The organism is Cupriavidus sp. HE11 (genome assembly GCF_056097175.1).
In genome coordinates, this window is record NZ_CP184464.1 from 3,006,260 (window position 1) to 3,024,560 (window position 18,301).

An 18,301-nucleotide genomic window follows, 5' to 3' on the forward strand; every position below is an offset into this window, starting at 1 on the left:
GAAGTAGGGGGTGCGGTATGCGGCGCTTGTGTCCGTCGATGACCGAATTGATGGCCTTCGAGGCGGCAGCGCGGCATAGCAGTTTCACGGTGGCGGCGCGCGAACTGCATGTGACGCAGGGCGCGGTCAGCAAGCAGGTACGAAGCCTGGAGGCATTCCTGGGCGTGGAACTGTTCGAGCGCGTGCGCCAGCGGCTGTTGCTGACCGAGGCCGGCGCGCGCTACCTGGAGCGCATCGGGCCCAGTCTTGGCGAGATCGAGGCGGCCAGCGTCGAGCTGATCGCACGACAGGGACGCGGCGGCATCCTGCATATCGCCAGCATGCCCACGCTCGGTGCGAAATGGCTGATTCCGCGATTGCCGCAGTTCTTTGCCAGGCATCCGGAGGTCACGCTCGAATTCGTTCCCCATGCGCAGGGCTACGATTTTTCCCAGCCCGATCTCGATGCGGCCATCCGTTTTGGCGACGGTGTCTGGCCGGGCAGCCTGGCCGACTACATGACCGGCCGCGAGGTGCTGCCGGTTTGCCGGCCCGGTCTGCTCGTGCACGAGCCCGATGGCGTGGCGAAGACGCCGGCGGCGCTGCTGAAATATCCGCTGCTGCACCATACGACTGTGCCCGAGGCATGGCCCGACTGGCTGTCGGAGCTTGGGGTGTCGACGCGCAAGGCGTGGAGCGGGGCGCGCTTCGACCAGTTCACGCTGCTGACGCAGGCGGCCATGTCGGGGCTGGGCATTGCGCTGATCCCGCGCTGCCTGATCGAAGCGGAACTGGCCACGGGCACGCTGATCGTGGCGCACCCGGCGCGCGTGCTGGCCCGGAAGGGGTACTACCTGTGCTATCCCGAGCAGAAGGCCCATCTGCCGGCGCTGCTGACGTTCCGGCAATGGCTGATGGAAGGCGTCGACGTGGTGGCGTGACCGGCAGTCCCGCCACCGCTCGCAACTACTTCGACAGCACCTTCATCGCCTCTTCCAGCCCGGCCAGCGTTACCGGATACATGCGGTTCTTCATGATCTGGTTGATGACCGTGATCGACTGGCGGTACTGCCACAGGCCCTCCGGCTCGGGGTTGAGCCAGACGAAGCGCGGAAACTGCTCGATCATGCGGTTGAGCCAGACGGCGCCGGCTTCGGGGTTGTTGTACTCGACCGAGCCGCCGGGCTGCAGGATTTCGTAAGGGCTCATCGTCGCGTCGCCGACGAAGATCACCTTGTAGTCCGGCGTGTACTTGTGCATCAGGTCCCACGTGGCGATCTTCTCCGCGTGGCGGCGCCGGTTGTTCTTCCACACGTAGTCATACAGGCAGTTGTGGAAGTAGTAGTACTCCAGGTGCTTGAACTCGGTCTTGGTGGCCGAGAACAGCTCTTCCACGCGCTTGATGTGGTCGTCCATCGAGCCGCCCACATCCATCAGCATCAGCACCTTCACCTTGTTGTGGCGCTCGGGCCGCAGCTTGATGTCGAGCATGCCGGCATTGGCTGCCGTGGAATGGATCGTGTCGTCCAGGTCCAGTTCCGTATCGGCGCCCTCGCGCGCAAACCGGCGCAGGCGGCGCAGCGCCACCTTGATGTTGCGCGTGCCCAGTTCCACCTGGTCGTCGTAGTCCTTGTACGCGCGCGACTCCCAGACCTTGATGGCGGTGCGGTTGCCCTTGGACGGCCCGCCGATGCGGATGCCCTCGGGGTTGTATCCGCCATGGCCGAACGGTGATGTGCCGCCCGTGCCAATCCACTTGTTGCCGCCTTCGTGCTTTTCCTTCTGCTCTTCCAGCAGTTGCTTCAGGCGTTCCATGAGCTTGTCGAGCCCGCCCATCGCCTCGATCCTGGCCTTTTCCTCGGCCGAAAGCTCGCGCTCCAGCGTCTTCTGCAGCCAGTCCAGCGGGATGTCGCTCTTCCAGTCCACCAGGCTTTCCACACCCTTGAAGTAGGCGGCAAAGGTCTGGTCGAACTTGTCGAAGTGCTTCTCGTCCTTGACCAGCGTCATGCGGGACAAGTAGTAGAACTCGTCGATCGACGGCGAAATGACCTGCGCGCGCAGCGCTTCGAGCATGGTCAGGTATTCCTTGACCGATACCGGCAGCTTGGCGTGGCGCAGCGAGAAGAAAAAGTCGATCAGCATGGCTTGACTCCGATCAACGCGGGCGTTCGAGCTGGTATTGCAGATGCGCGCGCACCATCGGCCATTCGCTCGCGATGATCGAGAAGACCACCGTGTCGCGGAACGATCCATCGGGCATGCGCAGATGGTTGCGCAGCACGCCGTCCTGCTTGGCGCCCAGGCGCGCGATGGCCGCGCGGCTCTGGTGATTCATCCAGTGCGTGCGGAATTCCACGGCGATGCAGTCGAGCGTTTCGAACGCATGGCGCAGCAGCATCAGCTTGCACTCGGTGTTGAGCCCGGTACGCTGCACACGCTGGGCGTACCACGTCGAGCCAATTTCGACGCGCCGGTTCTTGCCGTCGATATTCATGTACGTGGTCATGCCGGCCACACGGCCATCGGCATCGAGCACGGTGAACGGCTGCATCGAATCCTGCGCCTGCAGGCCCAGGCGGCGCTCGATCTCGGCCGCCATGCCGTCGGGCGAGGGCACGCTCGTGTACCACAGGCGGAACAGTTCGCCGTCGCCGGCGGCTTCGCGCAGGCCGGGCAGGTGATCGGCCGACAAGGGCGCCAGCGTGGCGTGTTGCCCGGTCAGCGTAACGGGCTGGACGAACTTCGTCATCGTCGTTTGCCTATCCTGGTCAGCGGTTGGCGCGGTTCATGAACACCAGGCGCTCGAACAGGTGCACGTCCTGCTCGTTTTTAAGCAACGCGCCATGCAGCGGCGGAATGGCGGCCTTGCGGTCGGGGCTGCGCAGCGCCTCGGCGGGGATGTCCTCGGCCATCAGCAGCTTGAGCCAGTCGATCAGTTCCGACGTGCTCGGCTTTTTCTTCAGGCCCGGCAGGTTGCGCATTTCGTAGAACGCCTCCAGCGCCGCGGCCACCAGCTCGCGCTTGATGCCGGGGTAGTGGACGTCAACGATCTGCTGCATCGTCTCGGCGTCGGGGAACTTGATGTAGTGGAAGAAGCAGCGGCGCAGGAAGGCGTCGGGCAGCTCCTTCTCGTTGTTCGACGTGATGATGACCAGCGGGCGATGCCGGGCCTTGATCAGTTCGCGCGTCTCGTAGACGTAGAACTCCATGCGGTCCAGTTCGCGCAGCAGGTCGTTCGGGAATTCGATGTCGGCCTTGTCGATCTCGTCGATCAGCAGCACCACGGGCTGCTCGGCCTCGAATGCCTGCCACAGCACGCCCTTGACGATGTAGTTCTTGATGTCGTGCACACGGTCGTCGCCAAGCTGGGAGTCGCGCAGACGCGACACCGCGTCGTATTCGTACAGGCCCTGCTGGGCCTTGGTGGTCGACTTGATGTGCCACTGCAACAGCGGCATGCCCAGCGCGGCGGCCACTTCCTCGGCCAGCATGGTCTTGCCGGTGCCGGGCTCGCCCTTGATCAGCAGCGGGCGCTGCAGCGTGCGCGCGGCGTTGACGGCCAGCTTCAGGTCGTCGGTGGCCACATACTGGGCGCTACCTTCGAACTTGACCTGCTGGGACGGATTGGCGTTGGCGGAGGTGGACATGAGGCAACCTGGGTGTATCGCTGCCGGCCTGCCAGGCAGGCCGGTCGAATGACAATGGGAAACAACAACCGGCTGGGCCGAAATCCTGCAACAACGGGCGGCAACAACCCGAAATTCGGCCGGAATGGGCCAGTATAAGAGCAGATTGACATTCGCGTTCAGTGGGGCTCACCCCAAGGCGCACGCCGTGGACTGGCGCGTGCACGCTGCGGTACAATGCGCCGGTTTGACGCGCCCCCCAGTCAATTTCCTCCTCACGCCCGGCAGTTCTGTCACCAGAGACATGGCAGATCATCGGGAGGCGGCAACAGCGCGAGATGGTTGCAGAATGGTGTTAGAGCACCGCGGCACATCAGCATTCGCCCCGGCTGCGCCTTTGTCTGACCGGCTTCGCCCGTGGCAGATCTCCGGCAATCCGCTCCCCATCCCCATTCGTAGCAAGCCGTCTGGCGCCCCAGCAGGGGCAGGTCACACGCGGTTTAACACTTCCCAATCAGCTACGAAAATGAAAAAGCTCCTCACGATGGTAGTGTTGGGCGCGGCCGCAACGGCAGCGCATGCCCAGGACAAGGGCAATGTCGACACCGCCCGCGACAAAGTGGCCATGTGCATCGGCTGCCATGGCATTCCGGGTTACCGTGCTTCGTTCCCCGAGGTCTATCAGGTGCCAATGCTTGGCGGCCAGAGCGCCAAGTACATCGAGAACGCGCTCCACGGCTACAAGAAGGGTGATCGCAAGCATCCGACCATGCGGGGGATTGCCGACAGCCTGTCCGACCAGGACATCGCCGCCGTCGCTGCGTACTACTCGCAGCAGAAGGGCGACACGCAGAACAATCCGCTCAAGTAAGAGGCCCCTGATCATGAAGATGCTGAAAGCTGTTTCGTTCGTGCTGGGTGCTGTCGCGCTTGGCGCCGCTGCCATGTCCGCCTCGGCGGCGGATATCGCGGCCGGCAAGGCGCTGGTGGAAAAGGGCGGCTGCGTGGCCTGCCATGGCAAGGACCTGAACGCGCCGATCTCTCCCGACTATCCGAAGCTGGCTGGCCAGCATCCGGACTACCTCTATCACGCACTGGCGTCGTACCAGGTCAGCGGCAACCCGCTGGTGGGTCGCACCAATGCGATCATGGCTGGGCAGGTCAACAGCAACCCGGCCGTCACCGACAAGCAAGGCAAGCCGCGTCCGTTCACGCGCGCCGAGCTGAAGGACATCGCCGCGTATATCGGTTCGCTGAAGGGCGACCTGGTGCTGAAGAAGTAAGCGCAGGCCGGGTGCCGTCGCGCATCGAAAGCCGCCCTCCGGGGCGGTTTTTTCGTTGGGACGTCCAAAAAACAACGCCGACCACAGGGTCGGCGTTGTTCCTTGTCGCGCGGCAGCCCGTCAGTTGCCGCTGCCCGTGGCCAGGCGGCGCTGCTTCACCGCGTTGGACAGCGTTTCCAGGATCGACAGCGAATCGTCCCAGCCGATGCAGGCATCGGTCACCGACTGGCCGTAGGTCAGGTTTTCCACCGGCGTGCCCTGGACGTGGTCCTGGCGGCCGGCCACCAGGTGCGATTCCACCATGACGCCGATGATGCGCTGGTCGCCACCGGCCACCTGGCGGCCGATGTCCTCGCAGACCGGCAGCTGGTTCTCATGCTTCTTGCTGCTGTTGGCGTGCGAGGCATCGATCATCAGGCGCGCGGCCAGGCCAGCCTTGGAAATCGCGTCGCAGGCCTCACCCACGCTGGCGGCGTCGTAGTTCGGTGCCTTGCCGCCGCGCAGGATGATGTGGCAGTCCTCGTTGCCGGAGGTCGACACGATGGCCGAATGGCCACCCTTGGTCACCGACAGGAAATGGTGGGGCTGCGAGGCGGCCTTGATCGCGTCGACGGCAATCTTCACGTTGCCATCGGTGCCGTTCTTGAAGCCGACCGGGCACGACAGTCCCGACGCCAGCTCGCGGTGCACCTGCGATTCCGTGGTGCGGGCACCGATGGCGCCCCAACTGACCAGGTCGGCGATGTATTGCGGGCTGATCATGTCCAGGTACTCGGTGCCCGTCGGCACGCCCAATTCGCTGATGTTCAGCAGCAGTTCGCGTGCGGTGCGCAGGCCGTCGTTGATCTTGAAGCTGCCATCCATGTGCGGATCGTTGATCAGCCCCTTCCAGCCCACCGTGGTGCGCGGCTTCTCGAAATAGACGCGCATGACGACCTCGAGCTCGCCCGCGAAGCGGTCGCGCTGCACCTTGAGCAGCTTGGCGTATTCCAGGGCCGCGCGCGTGTCATGGATCGAGCACGGCCCGACGATGACGATCAGGCGGTCATCCATGCCATGCAGGATGCGGTGCATGGCCTGGCGGGCGCCGTAGATCACGTCGGACGCCGCCTCGGAGCAGGCGAACTCGCGGATCAGGTGCGCAGGCGGCAGCAGTTCCTTGAGTTCTCGAATACGCAGGTCGTCGGTGTTCTTCAGCATGATGGCTCCGGGTCTTGTGAGGTCGTTGGTCTGGTTGGGTTCTGCGCGGCGACCGGCGGGCATAAAAAAACCGCCAGGTTCGCTGGCGGTTTTTTTGTATTCAGGGTTGCTTACAGCTGTCCCTCTCTATCCGCCAGCGGTGTGAGATGCCAAAAGAAGTAAAAGTAAAACTTGGCGGACATGGCGGAAATCGGATCGGCTGTAGCGAGCTTGTGTCGGTTTTACGCTGATGCGTGAAATTTATGCTGCGGCGCGAGATGACGAGGCATTTTATTGCGCCGCAATCCCGAAAAGTGCCGGGTGCGGTCGCCGCTCGCGCGACAACGAAGCATCTTTATAGCGCTTTTCGACGACGCTGGCAAGCGGCAGGTGCAACAGATTTAAGCATATGCAGAGTGTCCCTGCTGCCTATATTGGTATTGCGTGCTGCCACGCGTGCCGAACAAGAAAAGCGAAGCAGGGGAGGTGCCGATCATGTCTGTCGATGAGGAAAGGCTACAGGCCTTCATGGAGCGGTTCGTCCATGACCTGGGCGCCGTGATGCACGCGGCGACCGTGGTAGTGGGCGACGAACTGGGCCTGTACAAGGCGATGGCCGAAAAACCAATGACGGCCGCCACGCTGGCGGAGAAGACGCGCACCGACCCGCGCTACCTGCGGGAATGGCTGTCGGCGCAGGCCGCCAGCGGCTATGTCGAATACGATCCGGCTACCGACATGTTCTCGCTGACCGAGGAGCAGGCCTTCGCGCTGGCGCAGGAGGGCAGCCCTGCCTTCATTCCGGGGGCGTTCCAGATTGCCGTGGCGCAGTTTCGCGCCATCCCGAAGATGATCGATATCTTCCGCAACGGGCGTGGGCTGGGCTGGCACGAGCATGATCCCGCGCTGTTCCACGGCACGGAGCGTTTCTTCCGGCCCGGCTATGCCGCGCATCTGGTCAGCGAGTGGATTCCGGCGCTGGAAGACATGGATGCCAGGCTCAAGGCCGGGGCCAGCGTGGCCGATGTCGGCTGCGGCCATGGCGCTTCGACGATCATCATGGCGCAGGCCTTCCCGCTGACCAGATTTCGCGGTTTCGACTATCACGAGCCGTCGATCCGCCATGCCACGGAAGCCGCGCGCCGCGCCGGCGTGAGCGACCGCGTGACTTTTGAGGTGGCATCGGCCAAGGACTTTCCGGGCACGGATTACGATCTGGTGACGGTGTTCGATTGCCTGCACGACATGGGCGATCCGGTTGGCGCCGCGCGCCATATCCGCGAAGCGCTGAAGCCCGATGGCTGCTGGATGATCGTGGAGCCGTTTGCCAACGACAACCTGCAGGACAATCTGAACCCCGTTGGGCGCGTGTTCTATTCGGCGTCGACGTTCATCTGCACGCCGGGGTCGCGTTCGCAGGAAGGGGCGATGTGCCTGGGAGCCCAGGCGGGCGAGGCGCGCATGCGCGGCGTGGCGGAGCAGGGCGGCTTCCACAGCTTCCGGCGCGCGGCGCAGACGCCTTTCAACCTGGTGTACGAGGTCAGGCCGTAGAGAGCGAAAGTGGGGAAAAGGGGAAGCGGGATAAGGGGAAGAGGGATTCTCCCCTCTTCCGCTTGCGCGGAGAGGGGAGGAAGACAAGACAGAGTCAGGCCGTGCCGCCCACCGTCATGTTCTCGATGCGCAGCGTCGGCTGGCCCACGCCCACCGGCACGCTCTGGCCTTCCTTGCCGCAGACGCCCACGCCCGAATCCAGGCGCATGTCGTTGCCGATCATCGTCACGTCCTTCAGCGACTCGGGACCATTGCCAACCAGTGTCGCGCCCTTGACCGGGTACGTGATCTTGCCGTCCTCGATCATGTAGGCCTCGCTGGCCGAGAACACGAACTTGCCGTTGGTGATGTCCACCTGGCCGCCGCCGAAGTTCACGGCATACAGGCCACGCTTCACGCTGGCGATGATCTCCTGCGGGTCGCGGTCACCGTTCAGCATGTAGGTGTTGGTCATGCGCGGCATCGGCAGCGCGGCGTAGCTTTCGCGACGGGCGTTGCCAGTGACCGGCATCTTCATCAGGCGCGCGTTGAGCGTGTCCTGGATAAAGCCGGTCAGGATGCCGTCCTCGATCAGCGTCGTGCATTGGGTCGGGTTGCCCTCGTCGTCGAGGTTCAGCGATCCGCGGCGGTTCTCGATCGTGCCGTCATCCACCACGGTCACGCCCTTGGCGGCCACGCGTTCGCCCATGCGGCCGGCGAAGGCCGACGAACCCTTGCGGTTGAAGTCGCCTTCCAGGCCGTGGCCCACTGCCTCGTGCAGCAGCACGCCGGGCCAGCCCGGGCCCAGGACCACGGTCATCGCGCCGGCGGGGGCGGGGCGCGCCTCCAGGTTGACCAGTGCCGATGCCACGGCTTCGTCCACGTACTTGCGCAGCAGGTCGTCGGTGAAATAGCCGTACGAATAGCGGCCGCCGCCACCGGACGAACCAATCTCGCGGCGGCCGTTCTGTTCGGCGATGACCGTGACCGACACCCGCACCAGCGGGCGCACGTCGGCGGCGATCACGCCGTCGCTGCGCGCTACCAGCACCACGTCGTACTCACCCGCCAGGCCGGCCATGACCTGCACCACACGCGGGTCCTTGGCACGGGCCAGCTTCTCGATCTTTTCCAGCAGCGCCACCTTCTCGGTGGCCGTCATTGAATCCAGCGGGTCGTTGGGCGCGTAGAGGTTGCGGCCCGTATGCGATGCCATGGCGCCGGCCACCTTGACGCGGCCGCTGCCGGCGCGGCCGATCGTGCGCGTGGCCGCGGCGGCCTGCGACAGTGCTGCCAGGCTGATGTCGTCCGAATAGGCAAAGGCGGTCTTGTCGCCCGATACGGCGCGCACGCCCACGCCCTGGTCGATGCTGAAGCTGCCCGACTTGACGATGCCTTCCTCCAGGCTCCACGCCTCGTTGCGCGTGTGCTGGAAGTACAGGTCGGCGTAGTCCACCTTGTGCGTGAAGATGTCGGCCAGCACGCGCTGGAGCGTGGCCTCGTCAAGGCCGTACGGTGCCAGCAGCAGCTGTTGTGCAGTGGCCAGGTTGCGAATTCCGAGATCTCCGGCGTTCATGATTGTCCTTGTCTTGAACCCCATGGCGACCCGGGCCACGGGGAAATGCAAACGGTAATGCCCTGAATCCTACAGTACGCGATGGCGCAGTGCCGGCAGGTTCTGACGCACTTCGGCCAGCCTGGCCGGATCCACTGCGCCCGACACCACGCCTTCGCCTTCCGGCAGCACGCCCATCAGCTCGCCCCAGGGGTCCACCAGCATCGAGTGGCCCCAGGTGCGCCGGCCATTCTCGTGCTTGCCGCCCTGTGCCGCCGCCAGCACATAACACTGGTTTTCGATGGCACGGGCCCGCAGCAGGATTTCCCAGTGGGCCTGCCCGGTGGTGTACGTGAAGGCGGCCGGCATCAGGATCAGGCTGATGCCATCGCCGTCCCGGGCCAGGCCGCGATACAGCTCCGGAAAGCGCAGGTCGTAGCAGATCGACATCGCCACGCGGCCGCACGGGGCGTCGAACGCCACGGGCGTCTTGCCGGCCAGGATGGTGCGAGATTCGTCGAAATTCTCGTCGCCCTTGGTAAATCCGAACAGGTGGATCTTGTCGTAGCGGGCCACGCGCGCGCCGTGCGGGTCGAAGGCCAGCGATGCGTTGTAGACGCGATTGTCGTCTCCGCACCACATCGGCAGCGTGCCACCCACCAGCCAGATCCGGTGCCGGCGCGCGGCTTCGGACAGGAAGCGCTGCACCGGGCCTTCGCCTTCGCGCTCGCGGATGGCTACCTTGTCCGACTCGTGCCGGCCCATCATGCAGAAGTACTCGGGCAGCAACACCAGGCCTGCGCCGCCGTGGGCGGCTTCCGCGATCAGCGCGTCGGCACGGGCAAGGTTGTCGTCGAGCGACGTGCCCGTCACGGTCTGGATGGCGGCGACGCGGAACGGAGTGGCAGCGGTCATCGTGGCTTCCTCAATCGAATCGGTGCGGGTGCAGGTGCGGGGACTGTCCGGCTTCAGCGGGTAAAGACGCCCGAGCGGTCCTGTACGGGCGCCTGGTGCGACTTATTGTCCTCCACTTTGGTGACCTTGGGGTCGGCCCACGATCCGCTCACGTGGTAGTGCTGGGTGAACACCTTCGAGAATTCGTCCGCGAACAGCAACTGGGCGGCCAGCGTGCCGATGCCGAGCACCGGGTTGATGAACGCGGCAGCCACCGAGGTCGTGGTGGCATTGATGCGCGGCACCACGGCCACCTGCAGGTCCTGCGTTTCATGCAGCAGGTCGGCCGTGCCGGTCATCGAGGCCATCACCTGGCTGCCCTTGAAGCGGAATTCGTCGATCTTGCCCACACCATTCTCGATGGTGCCCGAACCGGTGATGTCGTCGAACACCAGCCCCTTGCTGGCCAGCGAGCGGAAGTCGAGCGTGGCAAAGCGCAGCAGGCTCTGCAGGCTCAGCACGCCCAGCAGGCGCGCCGCGCCCGGTTCCACGCTGAGGATCTGGCCGTTTTCCAGGCTCAGGTTCAGCCGGCCCGAGAGACTGGGGTAGTCGATCGACATTGGCGATCCGCGCCATGCGATGCGGCCTTCGAGCGATCCCTTGCCGTCGCGCACCGTGTGCGCCAGGCCAAAGCGGTCCAGCACGTCACCGGCATTGCGGATGTCGAGCTTGAAGTTGAGCAGCGTGCGGCGGCTTTCTGCAGGCGAGACGTTGCCCTGCGCCGCTGCCTCGCGCAGACGGCGCGGCAGGCGCCAGCTGCCGTTGCCGGTCAGCGTGGCGCCCGGCTGCTCGATGCTGAGGCTGTCCAGCGTCCAGACAGGCTGGTTGTCGGTGTGGCTGGTATGGGCCTTGACCTCGAGCTTGCCGAAATCGCGGCCGTGCAGGACGAACTTCTCGACGGACAGGTCCAGTGCCGGCATTTCCTCGACGCTGCGCGTGATGGCCTCGGTCATGTGGCCGTCGTCGGTGGCGTCGGGAATGTCCAGGTGCGACAGCCGCACCGTCAGCGCGCCGGCCGGCGTGGCGCTGTCACGCCGCCACTGACCATTGCCCGTGATCTGGCGCGATGCCATCTGCAGGTTCCAGCCGCCGCTTTCGCGATTGGCGTCGATCGTCACGTCGTTCAGCACGCGGCCGAAGGCGTCGAGCGATTTGGTCCGCACATTGACGCGCTCGGGCAGGAACGGTGACGAACGGTCGACGTCGCCGGCGGGCTGGCGGTCGTTCGACGCTGGATCGAGCACGGAGCGCCAGGCGTCCACATCGAGCCGGTCTGCGGTTATCGCCACGGTCACGCCGCTGGCCGGCTGCGGGGCGGGCTGGCCCACACCGACGCCGCCGGCAATCACTTCGGTCGTGTCGCCCCGGCGCAGCACATAGCGCGCGGCGGCATTGTTGTTGCCCAGCTGGATCGTCATGTCGTCCAGCCCGGCACGGGTGGCCGACGGGCGCAGGTCGAAGCGCAGCGGCAGATCCTGGCCGGCCAGCTTCGCCAGCGGCGGCGGCAGGTCGAGTGCCAGCCCGTTGAGATCGGATGCCACCTGCACCTGCAGGCGCTTCTCGCGCACGCCAACCACGGCGCTGTACGGCGTGCTGCCCTCGATGCGCTTGCCCAGCGCGGCGGCACCGGGCCCCAGCACATCGCGCAGCCCCTGGGCCGTGGCGGTGCCGCCGATGGCGACATGGGTGGTGCCGTCCGGCTGGGTACCGCCGGTAATGCGGGTTTCGCCGCCCAGGAAGCGGGCGCGCACGTTGTTCAGCTGGAAGCCGTGCTCGTCGAAGGCGACTGCCCCGGTGGCGCCGTACAGCGTGGGTAGCTCCGGGAACAGCGTCACGTCGTTGCCGGGGAAGCGGAATTCGCCGTTGACCTTCGATCCGGCCGCGTGGCTCAGCGGCAGGTCGAGCTTCAGCTTCAGTTCGCCATGGCCCGGCGCACGCGCGTTCTCGGTGACGCTGGCGGTCCAGCCCTTGACCGGCGTGGTGGCTACGTAGCGCAGGAAACCCTGCACCGGGCCGGTGGCGCCGCCGTCGATCGCCAGGTGGCCGTGGTCGCTCAGGTCGTCGATCCTGCCGCTGACATCGCGCAGCACGATGCCCGGAATGCCGCGCACACGGGCCTGTTTGACCTGGAACGACATCGTGCTGCGGTCGAACAGCAGGTCGCCGGAGATGTCCGTGAAATCGGGCCAGGCCATGCCGGCGCTGGCGCTGTTGCCATTGGCCGGCGTGCCACCATTGCTGCTGGCGGCCCCGCCGGTGTTCGGGCCCGTTTCGTGCGGGGCGATCTGGTAGCTCACGTTGCGTACCGGCACCTCCACGCGGAAGTCGCCGGCCTTGGCAAACGGCGGGTGGAACGGGAAGTGGTACAGGTCGCCCTTGACCAGGAACTTCACGTCATGGGCTTCGCCGCCGACCAGCGCGCCTTCCAGGTAGTGTCGCGTGGCCGGCATGGTCGACGGCAGGTAGCGCGGCACACGGTTTGCCAGTGCGCGCTCCAGTTCGCCGGACAGGTCGGCGATGCCGGCAGGGCCGTCGCCGCCCGCGCGCCAGCTGCCGCGCACGGTGCCTGCCGTGTCGGTGTTGGCAAAGCGGATGCCCTCGGTGCTCACCACGAGCTTGTTGTCGGTGTCGTGGCGCCAGCGCACTTCGCCGCGCAGTTCGTCGAACGGCACGAGCGGATCGTCAAAGACGCCGGGGAAGCTCAGCGTGGCGCCGGTGCTGTCCACGCGTGCGGTGCCCTGGCGGTCGTCGAAGCTGAAGTTGCCGGACAGGCGGCTGAAGCCGGGCGTGCCGGTGTGGGGCTTGCCGTCGGCGCCCACAGCCGGCACCGCGGGCTGGCTATTGACCGATACGCTGCGCAGCGTGCCCTGCACCGTGTAGTGCGGGGCGCCGGGGCTGCGCGACAGCAGCCCGGCCCGCTCGCGCGACCAGGAAACGTCGAGGTTGTCGATATGACCGGCCGGCTGCAGCGCGCGCAACTGGCGCAGCACGGCGGTATCGATCGGCATCGACGTGGCGAGGGCGCGCACCGTGTTCAGGTCGAACGTCGGCGCCCGCAGCGCGAACTTGCGCAACTGGCCGGCGTTGTCGCGCGCCCAGTCGATGGTGACCTTGCGCATGCCGTCGCGCCACGCTGCATCAGCGGCGGAAGGCGGCCCGGCCTGCGGTTCGCCCTGCCAGAGCAGCGTGTCGACGGTCAGCGAGTTGTTGCCGTTGCGGTCGCCCTTGTGCAGCAGCAGCGCCTGCGCGTTTGCCAGCTTGAGCGGCTCCGTTGCGCCCGTCAGCAGCAGGTCCACCTGGGTCGCGCGCAGCCGGAGCTGGCTGCGCAGCACATGGCCGCCCCGGATATCGATGGTGCCGTCGGTGCTGAAGACGCCGCTGTTGACGTTGTCGAAGATCGCCAGGTAGCGCTGTACCACCGGCAGCTGCAGCTGGTTGAAGGCCCAGCTGGCCTGGCCGGCCCAGTGGCGCCAGTTGCCGGCGCCGTACAGGTAGTCGTGCCGCAGGTTGGCCTGCAACACCAGCGGCTGGGGCGCCAGCGATGCGCTGCGTGCCTCCAGCCGCACAGTGTGCTGCACGCCGTGGCGCTCGGCCGTGAAGTGGATGTCCGCGACATCCAGTTGCGGCAGCTTCGCCTTTTCGTCGAGCCAGCGCAGGTTGCCGCTCTTCAGCTCGATATGGCCCTGCGACAGCAGCCAGTTCAGGAACGGGTCGTCCTCGCTGGACGACTTGGTGGCCTCGATCGGCACCCCGGCCACCAGCAGCGCGCCCTTTTCCGTACGGCGGATCAGCACGTCGGTACGGTCGGCCGTCAGGCTGGCGAACTGCAGGGTCAGTGCCGGCACCGATTGCCAGGACAGCTTGCCTTCGAGCGTGGCCGCCGACAGCAGCATGCGGTGATCGCGATCCACCGCCTGCACGTTGTTGGCGCGGAACGCCGGGTGCCAGCCGTCCCAGTAGGTATCGAGCTGGCCGATGGTGAGATTGGCGGTAAGCGCGGCCGAGCCCTGCTGCTCCAGCCACTGGCGCGCGGCATGGGCCTGGGGCCAGAGCACGAAGCGGATCAGCAGGACGGCAACCACTGCCAGCGCGGCCAGCACGGCCACGATGCGCACCAGCATGCGCCAGAGCCGGCCCCAGGCCGGGTGGCGCACCAGCGCGCGCAGCCCGCGCCAGGTCATGCCCAGCCCTTGCCGGACGAGCGCCAGCACGCGCCGGCCACGGCCGGGCACGGAACCATGCGAAACAGGGGAGGCGGCGACCGCAGTGGTGCCGTCACCGCCCGCGTGTGGGGATGCGGCGCCGTCGTCAGAGGCGGTAGGGCGGCTGGACATGCGCAGATTATCCGACAATACTAGCCGCTCTCCAAAGTGGTGCGCACAAGCGCCACCGCGGTCTTACGGCGCCTGCCCGATAAAGCAAAGTAACTGGAATGACTGTCCCTGATCCGACGAGTTCCGCCGCGGGCACCGCCCCGGCATCGACCGGCCCGCAGCACCCGCTGGATGGCGCCGGAACCACTTCGATTCTGGCGTCGCCGGGCGCCGCCGGACCGATCGGCAACATGGCCCAGGGGGCCTTTGCCACGATGACGGCGCAGGGACTGACCCCCGCCGATTGCGAGGGCCACGTATTGTACTCGGCGGCGTACTCCCATTACGCGCGCCGCGTGCTGGCCGCTCGCGCCGGGCTGCCAGCCGTGGTGGCGGATGCGGCGGTCGGGCCCATCACGCGCAACTGGATGGAAGCGCGCCTGCAGGCCCTGCACGCGCCATCGGCCGATGCCGAGGCCGCCGCGGGCCAGGCGCTGCGGCGCTTGCGTGCCGAAGTCATGTGCGTGGTGATCGAGCGCGACCTGCGCGGGCTGGCCACGCTGGCCGAGATCACCGGTGCCATGACCGACCTGGCCGAACTGTCGATCCAGCATGGCCTGCGCGTGCTGGGCGACGACCTGGCGGCCACCTTCGGCCAGCCCACCGGCGAGCAGAGCGGCGAGGTGCAGGAACTGGTGGTGGTCGGCATGGGCAAGCTGGGCGGGCGCGAGCTGAACGTGTCGTCCGACATCGACCTGATCTTTCTCTACGACGAGGACGGCGACACGCGCGGTGGGTCGCGCAGCCTGTCGAACCACGAGTATTTCATCCGGCTGGGGCGGCGGCTGATCACGCTGCTGTCCGAAGTCACCGGCGACGGCTACGTGTTCCGCGTGGACATGCGCCTGCGTCCGAACGGCGACGCCGGGCCGCTGGTCTGCAGCTTCGGCATGCTCGAGGAATACCTGGTGGTGCAGGGCCGCGAGTGGGAACGCTACGCCTGGATCAAGGGCCGCGTGGTGTCGGCTGTCGATACCCCGCACGCGGGGCGGGCCGCCGCGCTGCTGGGCCGCATGACCACGCCGTTCGTGTTCCGCCGCTACCTGGACTACGGCGTGATCGCTGCCATCCGCTCGCTGCACGCCCAGATCCGCTCGGAAGCGGCCAAGCGCAGCGGCGGCCTGGCAGGCCATGGCGTGAACCAGCGCTCGTTCAATATCAAGCTGGGCCGGGGCGGCATCCGGGAGATCGAGTTCATGGCCCAGGTCTTCCAGCTGATTCGCGGCGGACAGGACCCGGCGCTGCGCGTGCGGCCCACGCTGGAGGTGCTGGACGTGGCCGTGGCGCGCAACCTGCTGCCGGCCGGCCAGGCCGAGCAGCTGGCCGACGCCTACCGTTTCCTGCGCCAGCTGGAGCACCGGCTCCAGTATCGCGACGACGCCCAGACGCATCACCTGCCCACTTCGGACGATGAACGGCAGGCCGTGGCGCTGATGATGGGCTGCCCCGACTGGGAAACGCTGGTCGCGCAGATGAACACGTTGATGGACCCGGTGGCGCAGCAGTTCGAGGCCACCTTCGCCGATCCGTTCGCCGACGGCGAGACGGCGCAGAGCGAACCGCTCTGGCCGGCGCTGGTGCGCGAGGAAATGGCCTCGCGCGCCACGCAGTCGAACCCCGGCGACGAGGACGACGAGACCGATCCGCAGTCTTCGCCGTGCCAGGCGCTGCAGGCGGCGGGTTTCAGCGACTGCACGGGCCTCTACGACCGCCTGCGGGCCATCGGCACGTCGATGCGCTATCGTGCGCTGTCGGAAACCAGCCGGGGGCGCTTCGACCTGCTGGTGAACCGCGCGCTGGACCTGGCGGTCAAGCAGGACGATGCCGATGCCACGATCGCGCGTTTCCTGGACTTCCTGGATGCGATCAGCCGCCGGGCGTCGTACCTGTCGCTGCTGTCCGAGTATCCGCAGGCAATGGATCGCGTGGCGCAGACCCTGCACGCCTCGCGCTGGGCGGCTACCTACCTGACCCGGCATCCGCAGCTGCTGGACGAACTGCTGGACAGCGATGCGCTGGCGAGCGCGCCGGACTGGGCCGGTTTCCGGCAGCGCCTGTCGGAGCGGCTGCATGCGTCCGACGGCCAGGTCGAAACGCAGATGGACATCCTGCGCCGCGAGCACCATGCCGAGACATTCCGCATCCTGCTGCAGGACCTGCAGGGGCTGCTGACCGTGGAGCAGGTGGCCGACCGCCTGTCGGACCTGGCCGATGCCATGCTGGAGGTCACGATGCAGGCCGTGTGGCGCCAGCTGGCTACGCGCCATTGCGAGACGCCGCGCTTCGCGGTGATCGCCTACGGCCGGCTGGGCGGCAAGGAACTGGGCTACGCGTCCGACCTGGACCTGATCTTCCTGTACGACGACGACCATGAACGCGCGCCCGATGTCTACGCCGCATACGCGCGCCGGCTGATTACCTGGCTGACCAGCCATACGGCGGCGGGAATGCTGTTCGACGTGGATACGCGGCTGCGGCCGAACGGGGCAGCGGGGCTGCTGGTGACGAGCTTCGACGCTTTCCGGCGCTACCAGCTGCGCGAGGGCGACAACACCGCGTGGGTGTGGGAGCACCAGGCGCTGACGCGCGCGCGCTTTGGTGCCGGCGACCGCGAGATCGGCAACCGGTTCGAGGATCTGCGCGACGAGATCTTGCGCCAGCCGCGCGATGCCGTGGCGCTGCGCGAGGAAATCGTGCAGATGCGCGCGAAGGTGGCCGAGGGCCATCCGAACCCGACCGCGTTGTTCGATCTCAAGCACGATCGCGGCGGCATGGTCGATATCGAGTTCACGGTGCAGTACCTGGTGCTGCTGCACAGCGGCGCGCATCCGGAACTGACGCGCAATGCGGGCAATATCGCGCTGCTGCGCATGGCCGGCGTGCTGAACCTGATCGACGCCGGGCTGGCGCTGGCTGTGGGCGATGCCTACCGGCTGTTCCGCGCGCGCCAGCACAAGCTGCGGCTCGATGGCCAGGACCAGGCACGTGTGGCACCCGACAGCGTGGCCGAGCAGACCGCGCCGGTGCGCGCGCTCTGGCAGTCGGTGTTCGGCGAACGCTGAGCGGCGGGTGAGCGTCGATCAGCCGTTGACGGCCGCGCCCCCGCCATCGGGGCAGCCTGGATGGCTGGCCATGCTGGTGACGGTGGCTGGCGTGGCGGCCCTGTCCGCGCTGTTCACCTTTGTGCCGTGGTGGCACGCGCACGGGCTCTATGTGCGTGACGCCGTGCGGCTGGACGGGCAGTGGTGGCGCGTGCTGACGGCGATGTGGGTGCACCTGGACTGGCGTCACTACCTGTCCGATGTGGCGGCCACGGCCGGCCTGCTGTTGCTGGCCGGCCGCGTGGCCCGTATCCGCGAGATGCTGCCGGTGCTGTTGATCTGCGGCCTGGCCGTGCAGGTTGCGCTGCTGCGCATGCCCGCCGTTGGCTGGTACGGCGGATTGTCCGGCGCCGCTCATGGCCTGGCGCTATGGACGGCGCTGCGGCTGCTGCAGGCGCCGGGGTGGTCGCGCGTGATCGGCGTGGTGACGTGCGTGATCGTGCTGGGCAAGGTCTGGATCGAGCAGTCCTGGCTGGCCGCCATCGTGTTCGACCCGTCGTGGGGCTTTGGCGTGGTGCGCGGCGCCCATGCGGCCGGCGCGGTGGCCGGCCTGGCCTGCTGGCTGTTGCAGGAGTGGTGGGGCCAGCGGCGGCGCTGACTGACAGGCTTGCTCTCCTCTCCCCAATCCTCTCCCGCACGCGGGAGAGGGAGAACCCCCAACGATTGGCGAGTGCCGAAGATTCGCTGCCCTCTCCCGCCTGCGGGAGAGAAGCTGGGGGAG

13 protein-coding genes are annotated in these 18,301 nt (G+C 66.8%); 6 read left to right on the forward strand and 7 right to left on the reverse strand.

Annotated features, from left to right (window positions below):
• The first annotated feature begins 17 nt into the window (after positions 1 to 17).
• The gene (locus ACOABP_RS13960; RefSeq protein WP_066738866.1) at positions 18 to 920 is read left to right on the forward strand and encodes a LysR family transcriptional regulator; all 903 of its coding nucleotides are present in this window, start codon (positions 18 to 20) and stop codon (positions 918 to 920) included.
• Between the two features lie 25 nt (positions 921 to 945).
• On the opposite strand, the gene ACOABP_RS13965 is transcribed toward ACOABP_RS13960, so the two are convergent.
• Genes ACOABP_RS13965 through ACOABP_RS13975 form a run of 3 tightly spaced genes read right to left on the reverse strand, consistent with a single transcriptional unit; the run spans position 946 to position 3,626 of the window.
• Positions 946 to 2,121: a vWA domain-containing protein gene (locus ACOABP_RS13965; RefSeq protein WP_474225641.1), complete on the reverse strand. Its 1,176-nt coding sequence runs from the start codon at positions 2,119 to 2,121 to the stop codon at positions 946 to 948.
• A gap of 13 nt (positions 2,122 to 2,134) precedes the next feature.
• Entirely contained in the window at positions 2,135 to 2,728 is a 594-nt protein-coding gene (locus ACOABP_RS13970) for a GNAT family N-acetyltransferase (RefSeq protein ID WP_474225643.1), read from the reverse strand.
• A 19-nt stretch (positions 2,729 to 2,747) separates the two neighbouring features.
• A complete protein-coding gene (locus ACOABP_RS13975; protein ID WP_066738863.1) occupies positions 2,748 to 3,626 on the reverse strand; it encodes an AAA family ATPase in 879 nt (292 codons plus the stop codon).
• A 505-nt stretch (positions 3,627 to 4,131) separates the two neighbouring features.
• Between ACOABP_RS13975 and ACOABP_RS13980 the strand changes: the two genes are divergently transcribed.
• Positions 4,132 to 4,476, forward strand: a complete 345-nt coding sequence (locus ACOABP_RS13980; RefSeq protein WP_066738862.1) for a c-type cytochrome — start codon at positions 4,132 to 4,134, stop codon at positions 4,474 to 4,476.
• Between the two features lie 13 nt (positions 4,477 to 4,489).
• Entirely contained in the window at positions 4,490 to 4,888 is a 399-nt protein-coding gene (locus ACOABP_RS13985) for a c-type cytochrome (protein ID WP_474225646.1), read from the forward strand.
• A 120-nt stretch (positions 4,889 to 5,008) separates the two neighbouring features.
• On the opposite strand, the gene aroG is transcribed toward ACOABP_RS13985, so the two are convergent.
• Positions 5,009 to 6,088, reverse strand: a complete 1,080-nt coding sequence (gene aroG / locus ACOABP_RS13990; RefSeq protein WP_474225648.1) for a 3-deoxy-7-phosphoheptulonate synthase AroG — start codon at positions 6,086 to 6,088, stop codon at positions 5,009 to 5,011.
• 474 nt (positions 6,089 to 6,562) lie between these two features.
• Here aroG and ACOABP_RS13995 point away from each other — a divergent pair, with 474 nt between their 5' ends.
• Positions 6,563 to 7,618: a class I SAM-dependent methyltransferase gene (locus ACOABP_RS13995; protein WP_474225650.1), complete on the forward strand. Its 1,056-nt coding sequence runs from the start codon at positions 6,563 to 6,565 to the stop codon at positions 7,616 to 7,618.
• Positions 7,619 to 7,712: 94 nt separating this feature from the next.
• Here the strand turns inward: ACOABP_RS13995 and tldD are convergent, their stop codons facing one another.
• The 3 genes from tldD to ACOABP_RS14010 form a co-directional block, all read right to left on the reverse strand.
• The gene (tldD, locus tag ACOABP_RS14000; RefSeq protein ID WP_474225651.1) at positions 7,713 to 9,173 is read right to left on the reverse strand and encodes a metalloprotease TldD; all 1,461 of its coding nucleotides are present in this window, start codon (positions 9,171 to 9,173) and stop codon (positions 7,713 to 7,715) included.
• A gap of 69 nt (positions 9,174 to 9,242) precedes the next feature.
• Positions 9,243 to 10,067: a carbon-nitrogen hydrolase family protein gene (locus tag ACOABP_RS14005; RefSeq protein WP_474225653.1), complete on the reverse strand. Its 825-nt coding sequence runs from the start codon at positions 10,065 to 10,067 to the stop codon at positions 9,243 to 9,245.
• Positions 10,068 to 10,120: 53 nt separating this feature from the next.
• The gene (locus ACOABP_RS14010; protein ID WP_474225654.1) at positions 10,121 to 14,440 is read right to left on the reverse strand and encodes a YhdP family protein; all 4,320 of its coding nucleotides are present in this window, start codon (positions 14,438 to 14,440) and stop codon (positions 10,121 to 10,123) included.
• Between the two features lie 230 nt (positions 14,441 to 14,670).
• Between ACOABP_RS14010 and glnE the strand changes: the two genes are divergently transcribed.
• Together glnE and rrtA are read left to right on the forward strand one after the other, a co-directional pair.
• Positions 14,671 to 17,541 (forward strand): bifunctional [glutamate--ammonia ligase]-adenylyl-L-tyrosine phosphorylase/[glutamate--ammonia-ligase] adenylyltransferase, encoded by a 2,871-nt coding sequence (glnE, locus tag ACOABP_RS14015; RefSeq protein WP_474227838.1) that lies wholly within the window; start codon positions 14,671 to 14,673, stop codon positions 17,539 to 17,541.
• 70 nt (positions 17,542 to 17,611) lie between these two features.
• Positions 17,612 to 18,178 (forward strand): rhombosortase, encoded by a 567-nt coding sequence (rrtA, locus tag ACOABP_RS14020; protein WP_474227839.1) that lies wholly within the window; start codon positions 17,612 to 17,614, stop codon positions 18,176 to 18,178.
• Positions 18,179 to 18,301: the final 123 nt, after the last annotated feature.